This window comes from Streptomyces durhamensis, from assembly GCF_000725475.1.
GTDB lineage: Bacteria > Actinomycetota > Actinomycetes > Streptomycetales > Streptomycetaceae > Streptomyces > Streptomyces filipinensis.
In genome coordinates this window covers 122,120-136,719 of the sequence record NZ_JNXR01000005.1, presented here as the reverse complement: position 1 = coordinate 136,719, position 14,600 = coordinate 122,120, and the positions used below count along the sequence as shown (strand labels likewise).

13 protein-coding genes are annotated in these 14,600 nt (G+C 72.3%); 9 read left to right on the top strand and 4 right to left on the bottom strand.

The genetic code is table 11. The annotated features are described in order from the left end of the window. Positions 1-23 precede the first annotated feature (23 nt). From IO33_RS0108375 to IO33_RS0108345, 7 genes are all read left to right on the top strand, one after another. Complete coding sequence (locus tag IO33_RS0108375) at positions 24-878, top strand: TrmH family RNA methyltransferase (protein WP_031162008.1); 855 nt, start codon at positions 24-26, stop codon at positions 876-878. A 50-nt stretch (positions 879-928) separates the two neighbouring features. After that, entirely contained in the window at positions 929-2,062 is a 1,134-nt protein-coding gene (locus tag IO33_RS0108370) for a sensor histidine kinase (RefSeq protein WP_031162006.1), read from the top strand. Positions 2,063-2,187: 125 nt separating this feature from the next. Next, positions 2,188-3,333 carry a phenylalanine--tRNA ligase subunit alpha gene (gene pheS / locus IO33_RS0108365; RefSeq protein WP_031162004.1) on the top strand — a complete coding sequence of 382 codons (1,146 nt, stop codon included), beginning with the start codon at positions 2,188-2,190 and terminating at the stop codon, positions 3,331-3,333. Then, positions 3,333-5,855, top strand: coding sequence for a phenylalanine--tRNA ligase subunit beta (pheT, locus tag IO33_RS0108360; RefSeq protein ID WP_031162002.1), 2,523 nt, complete (start codon positions 3,333-3,335; stop codon positions 5,853-5,855). Before pheS ends, pheT begins: the two co-directional genes overlap by 1 nt. A gap of 185 nt (positions 5,856-6,040) precedes the next feature. Then, positions 6,041-7,114, top strand: coding sequence for a PP2C family protein-serine/threonine phosphatase (locus IO33_RS0108355; protein WP_031162000.1), 1,074 nt, complete (start codon positions 6,041-6,043; stop codon positions 7,112-7,114). Positions 7,115-7,306: 192 nt separating this feature from the next. Continuing rightward, positions 7,307-8,647, top strand: a complete 1,341-nt coding sequence (locus IO33_RS0108350) for an NsdA family TPR-like regulatory protein (RefSeq protein ID WP_031161997.1) — start codon at positions 7,307-7,309, stop codon at positions 8,645-8,647. Positions 8,648-8,726: 79 nt separating this feature from the next. Next, positions 8,727-9,263, top strand: coding sequence for an NUDIX hydrolase (locus IO33_RS0108345; protein ID WP_031161995.1), 537 nt, complete (start codon positions 8,727-8,729; stop codon positions 9,261-9,263). Here the strand turns inward: IO33_RS0108345 and IO33_RS0108340 are convergent. Together IO33_RS0108340 and IO33_RS0108335 are read right to left on the bottom strand one after the other, a co-directional pair. Then, positions 9,260-9,517, bottom strand: a complete 258-nt coding sequence (locus IO33_RS0108340; RefSeq protein ID WP_031161993.1) for a hypothetical protein — start codon at positions 9,515-9,517, stop codon at positions 9,260-9,262. The genes IO33_RS0108345 and IO33_RS0108340 overlap by 4 nt on opposite strands. Positions 9,518-9,711: 194 nt before the next feature. Continuing rightward, on the bottom strand, positions 9,712-10,587 hold the full coding sequence (locus tag IO33_RS0108335) for a 3-hydroxybutyryl-CoA dehydrogenase (RefSeq protein ID WP_031161991.1): 876 nt from the start codon (positions 10,585-10,587) through the stop codon (positions 9,712-9,714). A 172-nt stretch (positions 10,588-10,759) separates the two neighbouring features. On the opposite strand from IO33_RS0108335, the gene IO33_RS0108330 reads away from it, so the two are divergent. Further along, the gene (locus IO33_RS0108330) at positions 10,760-11,986 is read left to right on the top strand and encodes a glycoside hydrolase family 10-like protein (RefSeq protein WP_031161989.1); all 1,227 of its coding nucleotides are present in this window, start codon (positions 10,760-10,762) and stop codon (positions 11,984-11,986) included. On the opposite strand, the gene IO33_RS0108325 is transcribed toward IO33_RS0108330, so the two are convergent. Both IO33_RS0108325 and IO33_RS0108320 read right to left on the bottom strand, forming a co-directional pair. Then, positions 11,956-12,183 (bottom strand): DUF1918 domain-containing protein, encoded by a 228-nt coding sequence (locus IO33_RS0108325; protein ID WP_031161986.1) that lies wholly within the window; start codon positions 12,181-12,183, stop codon positions 11,956-11,958. The two genes, IO33_RS0108330 and IO33_RS0108325, sit on opposite strands and share 31 nt — an antisense overlap. 19 nt (positions 12,184-12,202) lie before the next feature. Further along, entirely contained in the window at positions 12,203-13,114 is a 912-nt protein-coding gene (locus IO33_RS0108320) for a DMT family transporter (RefSeq protein ID WP_031161985.1), read from the bottom strand. Between IO33_RS0108320 and IO33_RS0108315 the strand changes: the two genes are divergently transcribed. After that, positions 13,113-14,597, top strand: a complete 1,485-nt coding sequence (locus IO33_RS0108315; protein ID WP_031161982.1) for an aminotransferase-like domain-containing protein — start codon at positions 13,113-13,115, stop codon at positions 14,595-14,597. The genes IO33_RS0108320 and IO33_RS0108315 overlap by 2 nt on opposite strands. The last annotated feature ends 3 nt before the right edge of the window (positions 14,598-14,600 follow it).

Here is a 14,600-nt window from a genome sequence, read left to right as displayed (position 1 = left end):
CTTTCTTGAAGGTGAAGGACAGGATGCCCACCCCCGAGCTGATCTCCCCCCGGTCCGCCCGTGTCGCCGCCGCGCGGCGGCTCGCCAAGCGGAACTTCAGGGGCAAGGACCGGCTGTTTCTCGCGGAGGGGCCGCAGGCCGTCAGGGAAGCGGCCGGGCACCGGGCAGAAGGCACCTCCACCCTCGTCGAGCTGTTCGCCACCGTCGAAGCCGCGGAGCGCTACGCCGACATCATCGGGGCGGCACGGACCGCCGGCGCCCGCGTGCACCTCGCCTCCGAAGAGGTCATCGCCGAGATCTCCACCACCGTCACCCCGCAGGGCCTGGTCGGGGTGTGCCGGTTCCTGGACACGCCGTTCGAGGAGATCCTCGCCGCCCGGCCGAAACTGGTCGCCGTGCTCGCCCATGTGCGCGACCCCGGCAACGCCGGGACCGTGCTGCGCTGCGCCGACGCCGCCGGTGCCGAGGCCGTGGTCCTCACCGACGCCTCCGTCGACCTGTACAACCCCAAGGCCGTACGCGCCTCGGTGGGCTCCCACTTCCATCTGCCCGTCGCCGTGGGCGTGCCCGTCGAGCGGGCCGTCGAGGGGCTGAAGGGCGCCGGCGTGCGGATCCTCGCCGCCGACGGCGCCGGGACCGACGACCTCGACGACGAACTCGACAAGGGGACCATGGGCGGGCCCACCGCCTGGGTGTTCGGCAACGAGGCCTGGGGACTGCCGGCGGAGACCCGGGCGCTCGCCGACGCCGTCGTCCGCGTCCCCATCCACGGAAAGGCCGAGAGCCTGAACCTCGCCACGGCCGCCGCCGTATGTCTCTACGCGTCGGCCCGTGCACAGCGCGCCTCCGGAGGGTGCCGCTCCGTCACCGAGAGCTAGTAGGGTGACCAGTGCGGGGCCCTGCGCCGTCTGAGAGGTGGGGTACGGGGATGAGTGTGGCCGGCACGAGCACCGCGCCGGGGGGACGGGACGCGCGGCGCGCGCCCCTGCCCCGGCACGGCGATCAGGCGGGCTTCGACCCCGACCAGCTCCCCGACGGCCTCGTCGTCGCCGACGAGCACGGCCGTGTCGTCTGCTTCAACGCGGCCGCCGCCCGCATCACCGCCCAGCGCGCCGCCGACGCCCTCGGCCGGCCCCTGGAGAACGCGCTGCCGCTGGAGGATCTGGAGGGCCGCCGCTGGTGGCAGCTCACCGACCCCTACCGCGGGCTCGCGATCCGGGTGCGGCAGCCGGAGCGCAATCTGCTGCTGCCCGGCGGAAGGGAGGTGCTGGTCTCCGCGCGGTACGTGCGCGACGAGCCGCTCGGACCGGTCCGGCAGGTCGTCGTCTCGCTGCGGGACACCGAGGCCCGCCGCCGCACCGAGCGCAGCCACGCCGAGCTGATCGCGACCGTCGCCCATGAACTGCGCTCGCCCCTGACCTCCGTCAAGGGCTTCACCGCCACGCTCCTCGCCAAGTGGGAACGCTTCACCGACGACCAGAAGCGGCTGATGCTGGAGACCGTCGACGCCGACGCCGACCGGGTCACCCGGCTCATCGCCGAGCTGCTCGACATCTCCCGGATCGACAGCGGGCGCCTGGAGGTGCGCCGGCAGCCCGTCGACATCGGGGCCGCCGTCTCCCGGCACATCCAGGCCTACGTCGCCGCCGGCCAGCCCGCCGGCCGCTTCCTGCTCCGCATCGAGCAGCCGCTGCCCACCCTGTGGGCCGACCCCGACAAGATCGACCAGGTGCTCAGCAACCTCATCGAAAATGCCGTGCGGCACGGCGAGGGAACCGTCACCATTGACGTCACGCCCTGCGCATCCCCGCGCGAGGGCGAGGAAACCGGCACATCGGTCACGGTGAGCGACGAGGGGCCCGGCATCCCGGAGGAGTCCATGAACCGCGTCTTCACCCGCTTCTGGCGGGGCAGCAAGCGCGGCGGCACCGGCCTCGGGCTGTACATCGTCAAGGGCATCGTCGAGGCCCACGGCGGCACCATCACGGTCGGCCGCGCCTCCGTCGGCGGCGCCGAGTTCCGATTTACGTTGCCCGTGGCGGCCCCGGCGTATCTCGCCTAGTGGCCCACGGGCGCATTCGCCTACCTCCGCCCCGTTAGACTCGGCCTTTGGCACCTTTGTGTCCTTCACACGGCCCACAACGGTCTCGGGGACCATCCGCCAGCCAATCGGAAGCACGGGAAGAGATGTCGGCACCCAATAAGTCGTACGACCCAGTCGAGGTCGAGGCGTTGAAACCGGAAGAGATCGAGCGCATGCGGGACGAGGCGCTCGCCGCCTTCGCCGAAGCGAGCTCCCTCGACGCGCTCCACGAGGCCAAGGTCGCCCACACCGGCCCGGCCTCCCCGCTGGCCCTGGCCAACCGCGAGATCGGCGCCCTGCCCCCGCACGCCAAGGCCGAGGCCGGCAAACGCGTCGGCATGGCCCGCGGCGCCGTGAACAAGGCCCTCGCCGCCCGCCAGGCCGAGCTGGAGGCCGAGCGCGACGCCCGCGTGCTGGTGGAGGAGGACGTCGACGTCACGCTGCCGTACGACCGCGTCCCGGCCGGCGCCCGGCACCCGCTCACCACCCTCTCGGAGCGCATCGAGGACATCTTCGTGGCCATGGGCTACGAGGTCGCCGAGGGCCCGCAGGTCGAGGCCGAGTGGTTCAACTTCGACGCCCTCAACATCGGCCCGGACCACCCGGCCCGCGGCGAGGCCGACACGTTCTTCGTGCAGACTGCGTCCGATAGCGGCTCCGCCGCGGGCTCCGTCGGCACCGAGTCCGGTGTCGTGCTGCGCACCCACACCTCGCCGGTCCAGATCCGCTCGCTGCTGGAGCGCGAGCTGCCGGTCTACGTGATCTGCCCCGGCCGCGTGTACCGCACCGACGAGCTGGACGCGACGCACACGCCCGTCTTCCACCAGGTCGAGCTGCTCGCCGTGGACGAGGGCCTGACCATGGCCGACCTCAAGGGCACCCTGGACCACATGGTCCAGTCCCTGTTCGGCGAGGGCATGAAGACCCGGCTGCGGCCGAACTTCTTCCCCTTCACCGAGCCGAGCGCCGAGATGGACATGCTCTGCTACGTCTGCAAGGGCGAGTCCGTCGGCAACCCCGACCGGCCCTGCCGCACCTGCTCCAGCGAGGGCTGGATCGAGCTGGGCGGCTGCGGCATGGTCAACCCGCGGGTGCTCACCGCCTGCGGCGTCGACCCGGAGAAGTACAGCGGCTTCGCCTTCGGGTTCGGCATCGAGCGGATGCTGATGTTCCGCCACAACGTCGAGGACATGCGAGACATGGTCGAGGGTGACGTCCGGTTCACCCGGCCGTTCGGGATGGAGATCTGATGCGGATCCCGCTTTCTTGGCTGCGGGAGTACGTCGACCTGCCGGCGACGGAAACCGGCCGCGACGTCCAGGAGAAGCTCGTCTCCGCCGGCCTGGAGGTCGAGACCGTCGAACAGCTCGGCGCCGACCTCAAGGGTCCGCTGGTCGTCGGCCAGGTGCTGACCATCGAGGAGCTGGAGGGCTTCAAGAAGCCGATCCGCTTCTGCACCGTCGACGTCGGCCAGGCCAACGGCACCGGTGAGCCTCAGGAGATCGTCTGCGGCGCCCGCAACTTCGCCATCGGCGACAAGGTCGTCGTGGTCCTGCCCGGCGCCACGCTCCCCGGCGGCTTCTCCATCGCCGCCCGCAAGACCTACGGCAAGACGTCCCACGGCATGATCTGCTCCACCGACGAGCTGGGCATGGGTGACGACGGCACGCACGGCATCATCGTGCTGCCGCCGGAGACCGAGGTCGGCAAGGACGCCATCGAGCTGCTGGAGCTGGTCGACGAGGTCCTGGACATCGCCGTCACCGCCAACCGCGGCGACTGCCTGTCCATCCGCGGCGTCGCCCGCGAGACCGCCATCGCCTACGGCCTGCCGCTGCGCGACCCGGCGCTGATCGACGTACCCGCCCCGAACGCCTTCGGCTACCCGGTGCAGGTCTCCGAGCCGTTCGGCTGCGACCGCTTCACCGCCCGCACGGTCACCGGCCTGCGCCCCGAGGCCCGCTCCCCGATCTGGCTGCAGCGCCGGCTGCAGAAGGTCGGCATGCGCCCGATCTCGCTCGCCGTCGACGTCACCAACTACGTGATGATGGAGCTGGGCCAGCCGCTGCACGCCTACGACCGCACGCTGGTCCAGGGCACCATCGGTGTGCGCCGCGCCCAGGAGGGCGAGAAGCTCGTCACCCTCGACGGCGTGGAGCGCAAGCTGCACGCCGAGGACCTGGTCATCACCGACGAGCGCGGCCCGATCGGCCTCGCCGGCGTGATGGGCGGCGCCAACACGGAGATCGCCGACCACGAGGTCAGCGAGGACGGCGTCAACGGCACGACCGACGTGGTGATCGAGGCGGCCCACTTCGACGCCGTCTCCATCGCCCGCACGGCCCGCCGGCACAAGCTGCTGTCCGAGGCGTCCCGCCGCTTCGAGCGCGGCGTCGACCCCGCGGCCGCCGCGGCCGCCGCGCAGCGCACCGTGGACCTGCTGGTGCTGCTCGCGGGCGGCACGGCCGAGGCCGGTGTCACCGAGGTCATCGCGCCCTCGGCCCCGCACACCATCACCCTCCCGGCCAACCACCCGGACCGGGTGGCGGGTGTCGACTACGGCCGTGAGACGGTCGTCCGCCGCCTCCAGGAGGTCGGCTGCGACGTGTACGGGCAGGACGAGCTGATCGTCACCGTCCCGTCCTGGCGCCCCGACCTGGCCGACCCGAACGACCTGGCCGAAGAGGTCATTCGCCTGGAGGGCTACGAGAACCTGCCCTCCACGCTGCCCAAGCTCCCCTCGGGCCGCGGCCTGACCCACCGCCAGCGGCTGCACCGCCGGGTCGGCCGCGCGCTGGCCGGAGCGGGCTACGTCGAGGCGCCGAACTACCCCTTCGTCAGCGAGCAGGTCTTCGACCAGCTCGGCCTGGAGTCCGACGACCCGGCCCGCCGCGTCGTCAAGCTGGTCAACCCGCTCAGCGAGGAGGAGCCCGCGCTGCGCACGACGCTGCTGCCGGGTCTGCTCGGTGCGCTGCGGCGCAACGACGGGCGGGGCAGCCACGACCTGGCCCTGTTCGAGACGGGGCTGGTGTTCCACCCCCGCGAGGAGCGGCCGGCCGCCACGCACCTGCCCGTCGACCGGCGTCCCACCGACGAGGAGATCGCCGCGCTGAACGCCGCGCTGCCCGAGCAGCCGCGGCACGTGGCCGTCGTCCTCACCGGCGCCCGCGAGCAGGCCGGCTGGTGGGACAAGGGCCGTCCGGCCACATGGGCCGACGCGGTCGAGGCGGCGCGTGTCGTCGCGCGCGAGGCCGGCGCCGAGCTGGTCGTGCGCAAGGGGCAGTACGGTCCCTGGCACCCCGGCCGCTGCGCCGCCCTGGTGGTCGTCGCCGACGGCGCGGAGACGGTCGTGGGCCACGCGGGAGAACTGCACCCGCGTGTCCTGAAGGCCCTGGGCCTGCCCGAGCGCACCTGCGCGATGGAGCTGAACCTGGACGCCCTGGAAGCGGTGGGCGACGCCGTTCCGCAGGCGCCGCGGATCTCCACGTTCCCGGTCGCCACGCAGGACGTCGCCCTCGTGGTCGACCTGCCCGTCCCGGCCGCCGAGGTCGAGGCGGCGCTGCGCGCGGGCGCGGGTGAACTGCTGGAGTCCATCCGGCTGTTCGACGTCTACGAGAACGCCGAGCAGCTCGGGGACGGCAAGAAGTCGCTGGCGTACGCGCTGCGGTTCCGCGCGGGTGACCGGACGCTGACCGTGGACGAGGCCTCGGCTGCCCGGGACGCCGCGGTCGCCCTCGCGGGCGAGCGTACGGGTGCGGTGCTGAGGGGCTGAGCGCCGCAGGGGCGGATTCCCCACCGCCAGCTGCATAAATGCAGGTTGGCCTGGGTGTCCTCACTCGTTCGGGTGGTCATCGGAGGTGATCCGGTCCGCCCGGAGCCCTGCCGTGGACAGAATCGGACCGGCCTTTCGGGGTCGGTCCGTCTGCTCTGTCAGGGCCCACTTGGGGGACCAGAGGCATGAACCGCATCAAGGCACGGGCGCCCACCGCGCGTGGAGTCGTACTGACCATGCTCTGGGGAGCCGTGGCGGTCGGCTACAAGTGGGGCTGTCCGAGCGCCCAGCAGGACGGGGTCGGCGCGCGTGTCGTCACCAGCGCCGTGTTCTTCGCCGTGGGTGCCGGGCTGATACTCCACGTCCGCCGCGCCCTGCTGCGTGAGCTGCGGCAGGCCCGCCGGGTGGCACGGGCGGCGCAGAGCGTCGTCCTGCGTCCGCTGCCGCCACGTCTCGACGGGCTGGTCCTCGCAGCCGCCCAGCTCTCCGCGGAGCGGGGCGCGTGTGTCGGCGGCGATCTGTACGAGGCGATCGCCACCGAGCACGGGGTGCGGGTGGTGATGGGGGACGTACGAGGGCACGGTCTGGCCGCCCTCGGTACCGTCGCCGCCGTCCTCGGCAGCTTCCGCGAGGCGGCCCATGACGAGCCCGAACTCGGCGGCGTCCTGCGCCGGCTGGAGCGTGCGCTCGGCCGGCACCTACGCGAACGGGCCCGCGCCGAACACCCCGCGCACGGCGGTCCGGACCCCGACCACCCGATCGCCGAGGAGTTCGTCACCCTGGTGCTCCTGGAGATCGACGGGGAGGGCGGGCTGCGGGCCCTCAACTGCGGCCATCCATGGCCGTATCGGATCGACGGTGTGCGGGTCGAGCCGTTGAGCGGGCTGGATCCGCTTCCGCCGCTGGGCCCCTTCCCGCTGCCGAAGGACCTGGAGGCCCACCCCTGTGGCCACCTGCTCCCCGGTGACTGCCTGGTCCTCTTCACCGACGGTGTGGAGGACGCACGGGACGCCAAGGGCCGGTTCTTCTCCCTGCCGACGGCCCTGCGTGAGGCCGTACGCGATCAGCCGGTCTCGCCCCAGACGGTCCTGCGCACGCTCTTCGCCGCCCTCCTGCACCACACGTCCAACGGTCCGAGGGACGACATAGCGGTCCTGGTCCTGCGGAACGATCGCACGAGGGGCAAGCTCTCCTGCCCAGGGGCGCGGGGAGCGGCCCGGCAGGCCCCCACGGACCCCCAGCCGACCACGCGCCGCTAGCCCGTGGTCGCCCGACCCGGCCAAGCCACCGCTTTTCGAGGGGGAGCCGGCGGCTTGGCCGGATCCCCAGTCAACCGGCGGAACACGCTGAGCGACAACGCGTGTACAGCGCGGATGCGAGTACTTCGTTCACACCCCGTGTGAAGGCGGAGTCACTACGCTGACCGCACCAGGCCACCCGGGGGGCATCCCATGCAGCCGAACACTCTGCTCGACGCGATCCTGGACGAGGCGGGGATCTCACACGCCGGTCTCGCCGCCCACGTCAACCAGGCGGGCCGGAAACGGGGCCTCGCTCTGCGGTACGAACACACCGCCGTGGCGCGCTGGCTGAAGGGCCAGCGCCCGCGCGGCCAGGTGCCCGACCTGATCTGCGAGGTGCTGGCCGCGCGCCTGCACCGGCCGGTCACCCTGGACGACATCGGCCTCGGAGTGCCGGGTGAGCCGAGCACACCGCACGCCGGGTCGCTCAACGGCTTCGTCGAACGCGCCACCGCGCTGTGGCGGTCCGACGAACAGGAGCGGCCGCATGTGCTCGGCGCCCCCGCCGTCACCGGCACCCCGGCCGTCATGCCGGTGTGGGAGTGGGAGAACCCGCCCGAGGACGTCGATGTGTCCCGGGGCGGCCTGCACCGGGTCACCGCGGCGGACATCGACACGCTGCGCGCGGCCCGTACGCACTACGAGCAGATGTACCGCAAGGCCGGCGGCATCGCGACCCGCACCCGGATCGTCGGCTTCCTCAACGCAGAGGCGGCCCCCCTGCTGCGCGGCAGCTACACCGACGCGACCGGACGTCAACTGCACCGGGCCACCGGCGGGTTGGTGGCCATCGCCGGTATCTGCGCGTACGACTCCGACGCCCACGGACTCGCCCAGCGCTACTTCCACCAGGCGCTGCGGCTGGCAAAGGCCAGCGGCGACCGGGGCCTTGGCGCCTATGTGATAGCCCTGCTGGTCAACCAGTCGCTGTTCATGCGGGAGTTCCGGCAGGCCGTCGCCTTCGCCGAGGCCGCGCTGCGGGCCGCCGGCAAGCACATCACCCCGGCGCTGGCCTCGGACCTGTACGCGATGCAGGCCAAGGCCTATGCCCACCTCGGCGACTCCGGCAGCGCCCTGTCGTGCATCCGGCGCGCGGAGACCGCGGCTGAACGCATCCGGCGCGGGTACGAGCCCGATGAGACGGGCTATGTCCAGCCGGGACTGGTCAATGTGCAGGTGGCCGAGGCGCTGCTGAGCCTCGGCGAGCTGGCCGCCGCCCGGGAGCATGCCGCGGCGGCGGTCGACAACCCCGCCCACGACCGCGGGCGCGTGCACCGGCTCGCCATGCTCAGCACCATCGAGCTGCGCCAGGGCAACGCCGACAAGGCGTCGGCGACCGCCGTGCAGATGGCCGAGCAGGCCCGTGGGATGGAGTCCCAGCGGCTGCGCGACAGACTGCGCGCGGTACGCGACCATCTGGCGCGCTGCGACTCGGCCGACGCCGCCGAGGCCGCCGAACTCATCGACGGGGCACTGCGCGTACCGCTTTAGGACTCCGTCGGCCGTGGTGTAGGCCTGGACAAGTCTCTGCTGCGATATTGCCACTTACGCGGCGGAAGGTGGCAGAACCGTGCAGTGGACGAAACAGAGCGAACAAACTGTGTATGCGAACCGCTGGTTCAGCGTCAATCTGGCGGATGTGGAGCTGCCGGACGGCAGGCACCTCGACCACTTCCTGATTCGGCTCCGGCCGGTGGCCGTGGCCACGGTGGTCAACGAGGCCAACGAGGTTCTCCTGCTGTGGCGGCACCGTTTCATCACCGACAGCTGGGGCTGGGAACTGGCCGCGGGCGTCGTCGAGGACGGCGAGGACGTCGTGAGCGCGGCGGCGCGGGAGCTGGAGGAAGAGACAGGCTGGCGGCCGGGACCGCTGCACCACCTCATGACCGTGGAGCCGTCCAACGGTCTGACCGACGCCCGGCACCACGTCTACTGGTCCGACCAGGGCGAGTATGTCGGGCACCCCGTGGACGACTTCGAGTCGGACCGCCGTGAATGGGTCCCCCTCAAAGTCGTCCCCGACCTGATCGCCCGTGGGGAGGTTCCGGCCGCCAACATGGCGGCCGCGTTACTCCTGCTGCACCACCTCAGGCTGGCGGACGGTTAGCGGGCCAACGCCTGCCAGACCGTCACGAGCAGTGCGGCCAGCGAGGTGAGTGCGGCGAGCGAGGGCAGTGGCCAGCGCGCCTGTTCCAGCGAGGTCAAGCGGGTGTTCAACTCGTCCAGTTCCTTGGTGGTCTCCTCGGTGCGGTGACTGAGCAGCGCCAGCCCTCCCTCGACACGGGCGTAGGCCACGTCGAGGCGGCGCCGTAACTCTGCGAGTTCTCCATGGACCACGGGAAGCTCCCGATCGGCGGTCACGTGTCCACTCCTTTGTGTAGTCGAACGTGTGGGTCCCGCTTTCCTTGCATGGGCATAAAGAGTGAACTCGCCTGGTGGGCGGCTGGGTAGTGTGTGCGAGGGGCATATGCGTGCCCGGCGCGCACACCGCGTGTGAAACAGATGGGCCCGGCACCTGGTCCAGGTGCCGGGCCCATCTGTCTCACATGCGGCGATCAGCCATAGGTGTAGAAGCCCGACCCGGTCTTCCGCCCCAGCCGGCCCGCCTCGACCATCCGCTGCAGCAGCGGGGGAGCGGCGTACAGCGGCTCCTTGTACTCGGCGTACATCGAGTTGGCGATGGAGACGATGGTGTCCAGGCCGATCAGGTCGGACAGCTTCAGCGGGCCCATCGGGTGGGCGCAGCCCATCTCCATGCCGTTGTCGATGTCCTCACGGCTGGCGATGCCCGACTCGAACATCCGGATCGCGGAGAGCAGGTACGGCACCAGCAGCGCGTTGACCACGAAACCGGAGCGGTCCTGAGCGCGGATCGCGTGCTTGCCGAGCACCTTCTCGGCGAAGACCTGGGCGCGGCTGAGGGTGCCCTCGGAGGTGGTGAGCGCCGGGATCAGCTCGACCAGCTTCTGCACCGGGGCCGGGTTGAAGAAATGGATGCCGACCACGTGGTCCGGGCGGGAGGTGGCGACCGCCAGCTTCACCAGCGGGATCGAGGAGGTGTTGGAGGCGAGGATCGCGTCCGCGCGGGTCACCACCTGGTCGAGCACCTGGAAGATCTCGGTCTTCACCTGCTCGTTCTCGACGACGGCCTCGATCACCAGGTCCCGGTCGGCGAACTCGCCCAGGTCGGTGGTGAAGCTCAGCCGCGCCTGCGTGGCGTCCCGCTCCTCCTCGGTGATCTTGCCGCGCTCGGCGGCCTTGGTCAGGGAGTTGAGCAGCCGGGTGCGGCCGATCTCCAGGGCCTCGCCGGTGGTCTCGGCGACCCTCACGTCCAGTCCGGAGCGGGCGCACACCTCGGCGATGCCCGCGCCCATCTGGCCGCAGCCCACGACTCCGACCCGCGCAATGTCTCCCGATGGGAAGCCCGTCACATCGTCCCCTTCGCTGGTGTTCCCGCACTCGCTGGCAGACCTCCGGGTTCGGCGCCTGCTCCGATCGTGCACGTTACCGCCAAGTATCGATGATCGATCGGCCGGGTGGGGGCATCCTGGGGCGCGAAACGATCCGTGACGGAGCGGATCCGGAGTGTACGGGGGTGTGCGGATGGAGCGGCTGTCACGGCGGGCCTTCACTCTGGCGGCGCTGTCGCCGCTGGTCATGGCGCCGGGCGCGGCGGCGGCACCGGCTCGCCGGCCACGCGCCGGCAGCGAGATGCGGGGCGTGTGGCTCGCGACGGTGTCCAACCGGGACTGGCCCTCGCGGCCCGGGCTCACCGCCGCCGAGCAGCGCAAGGAGCTGATCGCGCACCTCGACAAGGCCGCCCGCGACCGGCTCAACACCGTGATCTTCCAGGTGCGGCCCACCGCCGACGCCCTGTGGCCGTCCCCCTACGAGCCCTGGGCCGAGTACCTCACCGGCACCCAGGGCCGCGACCCCGGCTGGGACCCGCTGGACACCGCCGTGCAGGAGGCCCACGCCCGGGGCCTGGAGCTGCACGCCTGGTTCAACCCCTACCGGGTCGCGAACCACGCCGACCCCGGCCGGCTCGCCGCCTCGCACCCGGCCCGCGAGCACCCCGACTGGGTGGTGGGCTACGGCGGGAAGCTGTTCTACGACCCGGGCCTGCCGGAGGTCCGCGCCTTCGTCCAGCAGGCGATGCTCGACGCGGTCGCCCGGTACCCGGTCGACGCCGTCCACTTCGACGACTACTTCTACCCCTACCCGGTGGCCGGGCAGACCTTCGACGACGACGCCGCCTACGACCGGTACGGCGTCGACTTCTCCAGCCGCGCGGCGTGGCGGCGGGACAACGTCGACCTGCTGGTGAAGGAGATGGCCGCCGGCATCCAGGAGGTCCGGCCCGGCACCCGGTTCGGGATCAGCCCCTTCGGGGTGTGGCGCAACGCCGCCACCGACCCGCTGGGCTCGGACACCCGGGCGGGCGTGCAGACGTACGACGACCTGTACGCGGACACCCGTACCTGGGTACGCGAGCACTGGATCGACTACATCGTCCCGCAGCTCTACTGGAACATCGGCTTCGCCGCCGCCGACTACGCGAAGCTGGCCGACTGGTGGGCGTCGGTCGCGGAGGGCACCGCCACACACCTGTACCTCGGCGAGGCCCTGTACAAGGCCGGGGTCGCCGGGCAGCCGTCGGCCTGGCAGGACCCGGTCGAGCTGTCCCGGCACCTCACCCTCGCCGCCCGCCACCCGCAGGTGCGCGGGCATGTGTTCTTCGCCGCCAAGGACGTGGCGGCCGACCCGATCGGGGCGATGTCACGTGTGATCGCCGATCACTACGGGCGATCGGCGAGGCCGCCCCGCTGATCGAGCGCCCGCTCGTCCCGGTGCTTGACCTGGCAGTCGGGTCCGGGGGACATGATCGCCTCATGCCCGTCCTCGAACCGGACGCGGTACGGCGGGTTGCCCTCCGAGCCCAGGACCTCGACCACTTCCGAGACCTGGTCGTGTTGGCCGACCACCCTGCCGTGCTGGACAAGACGGTCACCCTTGGATGCATGCATCTGCAGGCCCTCCTCAAGATCACGACCGTTGGGTGACGGCGATGCACACGAGCACGGCGACGGCGGTCAGGGGTGCGGCCGCGGTGAAATGCTCGCCCAGCAGCAGCGCCGACCACACCAGTGTGAGCAGGGGCTGAGCCAACTGCAACTGGCTCGCCCGGGGGATGCCGATGGCCGCCATGCCCCGGTACCAGACGAGCAGGCCGAGGAACTGCGAGCCGAGCGCCACCCACAGCAGGCCCGCGATGCCGTGCCCGGTGAGAGTCACGGGTTCGTACGTCAGCGCCACCGCGGCGGCGGGCACGCTCAGCGGCAGGCACAGCACCAGCGCCCAGCCGATGACCTGCCAGCCCGGCATGACCCGGGCGAGGCGGCCGCCCTCGGTGTAGCCGGCCGCGCACACCAGCAGGGCCGCGAACAGATAGCCGTCGGCGGCCGTGAGCGCGCCGCCGCTCTGCGCGACGGTGAAGGCGACCACGGCCGCGGCTCCCGCCAGCGCGGCCTGCCAGAACCGGCGCGAGGGGCGGCTGCCGGTGCGCAGGGCGGAGAACACGGCGGTGGTCAACGGCAGCAGGCCCACCACGACGGCGGCGTGCGCGGTGGTGGAGGTCTGCAGGGCGAGGGTGGTCAGCATCGGGAAGCCGAGCACCACACCGGCGGCGACCACGGCGAGACCCGGCAGATGCCGGCGCTCGGGCAGCGGAACCCGGAGAGCGAGCAGACAGCCGCCGGCCACGAGGGCGGCGAGGACACTGCGCACGGCCACCAGCGACCACGGCCCGAAGCTCTCCAGACCCCAGGCGGTGGCCGGGAAGGTCAGGGAGAAGGAGGCGACGCCGAGTGCGGCGAGGCCGGTACCGAGACCGCGGCGCTCTCGGGGAGCGGTGACTGCTATCGGGCTCGGAATAGTAGCGCTACTCTGTGTTCTCATGAACCAGCGTAGCAGTGTCGGTGAACTGGCAGAAGAGCTTCGTCGGGAGCTTCACCGCTACTCACCCGGTGGAAAGCTCCCGTCGAGTCGGGCGCTGGTCGAGCGGTTCCGTGTGAGCCCGGTGACCGTCTCGCGCGCCCTCGCCCAGCTGGCCGCCGAGGGGCTCGTGGTGACCCGGCCCGGAGCCGGTGCGTTCCGGGCCGGGCCGCGTCCGGCGGAGACGCCGGCCGGGGACACCTCCTGGCAGGAGGTCGCGCTGAGCGCCGACGGCGCCGCCGGCCTCGTACCGCGCACGGTCGACGCCTCCGGGGTCACCGTCTCGCTGGCCGCGCCGCCGCCCGGCGTGCTGGAGTTCAACGGCGGCTATCCGCATCCCTCCCTCCAGCCCGAGCGGGCCATGGCGGCGGCCCTGGCCCGGGCCGGGCGGCGGCCGGGCGCCTGGGGCAGGCCTCCGCTGGAGGGACTGCCGGAGCTGCGGGAGTGGTTCGCGCGCGGTATCGGCGGCGCCGTCACGGCGGCCGAGGTGCTGATCGCGGCGGGCGGTCAGGCCGCCCTGGCCACCGCCCTGCGCGCGCTCGCCCAGCCCGGCGCCCCGGTACTCGTCGAGTCGCCCACCTACCCCGGGATGCTGGCCCTCGCCCGCGCCGCCGGCCTGCGGCCCGTACCGGTGCCCGTCGACCCCGACGGCGTACGCCCCGAACTGCTCGCCGACGCCTTCCGGGCCAGCGGCGCCCGGGTGTTCGTCTGCCAGCCGCTGTTCCAGAACCCGACCGGTGCCGTCCTGGCCCCCGGCCGGCGCGCCGAGGTGCTGCGCATCGCCCGCGAGGCCGGCGCCTTCGTCGTCGAGGACGACTTCGTGCGGCGCCTGGTGCACGCCGACGCGGGCCCGCTGCCCCGCCCGCTGGCCGCCGACGACCCGGACGGGGTGGTCGTGCACGTCGGCTCGCTGACCAAGGCGACCTCGCCCAGCTTCCGGGTGAGCGCACTGGCCGCGCGCGGCCCGGTGCTGGAACGGCTGCGCGCCATCCAGGTCGTGGACAGCTTCTTCGTCCCCCGGCCGCTGCAGGAGGCGGCCCTGGAACTGGTCGGCTCCCCGGCCTGGCCCCGCCATCTACGGAACCTGTCGGCCGAGCTGAAGACCCGCCGCGACGCCATGACGGGCGCGCTCGCGGCACACCTGCCCGAGCTCGCCCTGCCTCACATCCCGTCCGGCGGCTACCACCTCTGGCTGCGCCTGCCCGACGGCACCGAGGGGGAGTCCGCGCTGACCGAGGCCGCCCTTCGCGTGGGCGTCGCCCTCACCCCCGGCCGCCCCTACTTCAGCGCCGAACCCCCCGCCGCCCACCTCCGCCTGAGCTTCGCCGCGGTCGCCGGGACCGGGGAGATCGTCGAAGGGGTACGGCGCCTGCGGAAGGCCTGCGACGAGGTGTTCCAGGGCGCGCAGACGGCGAAATCCGGTCGACGTCCCGGCCTCGGCCTGTGAGGA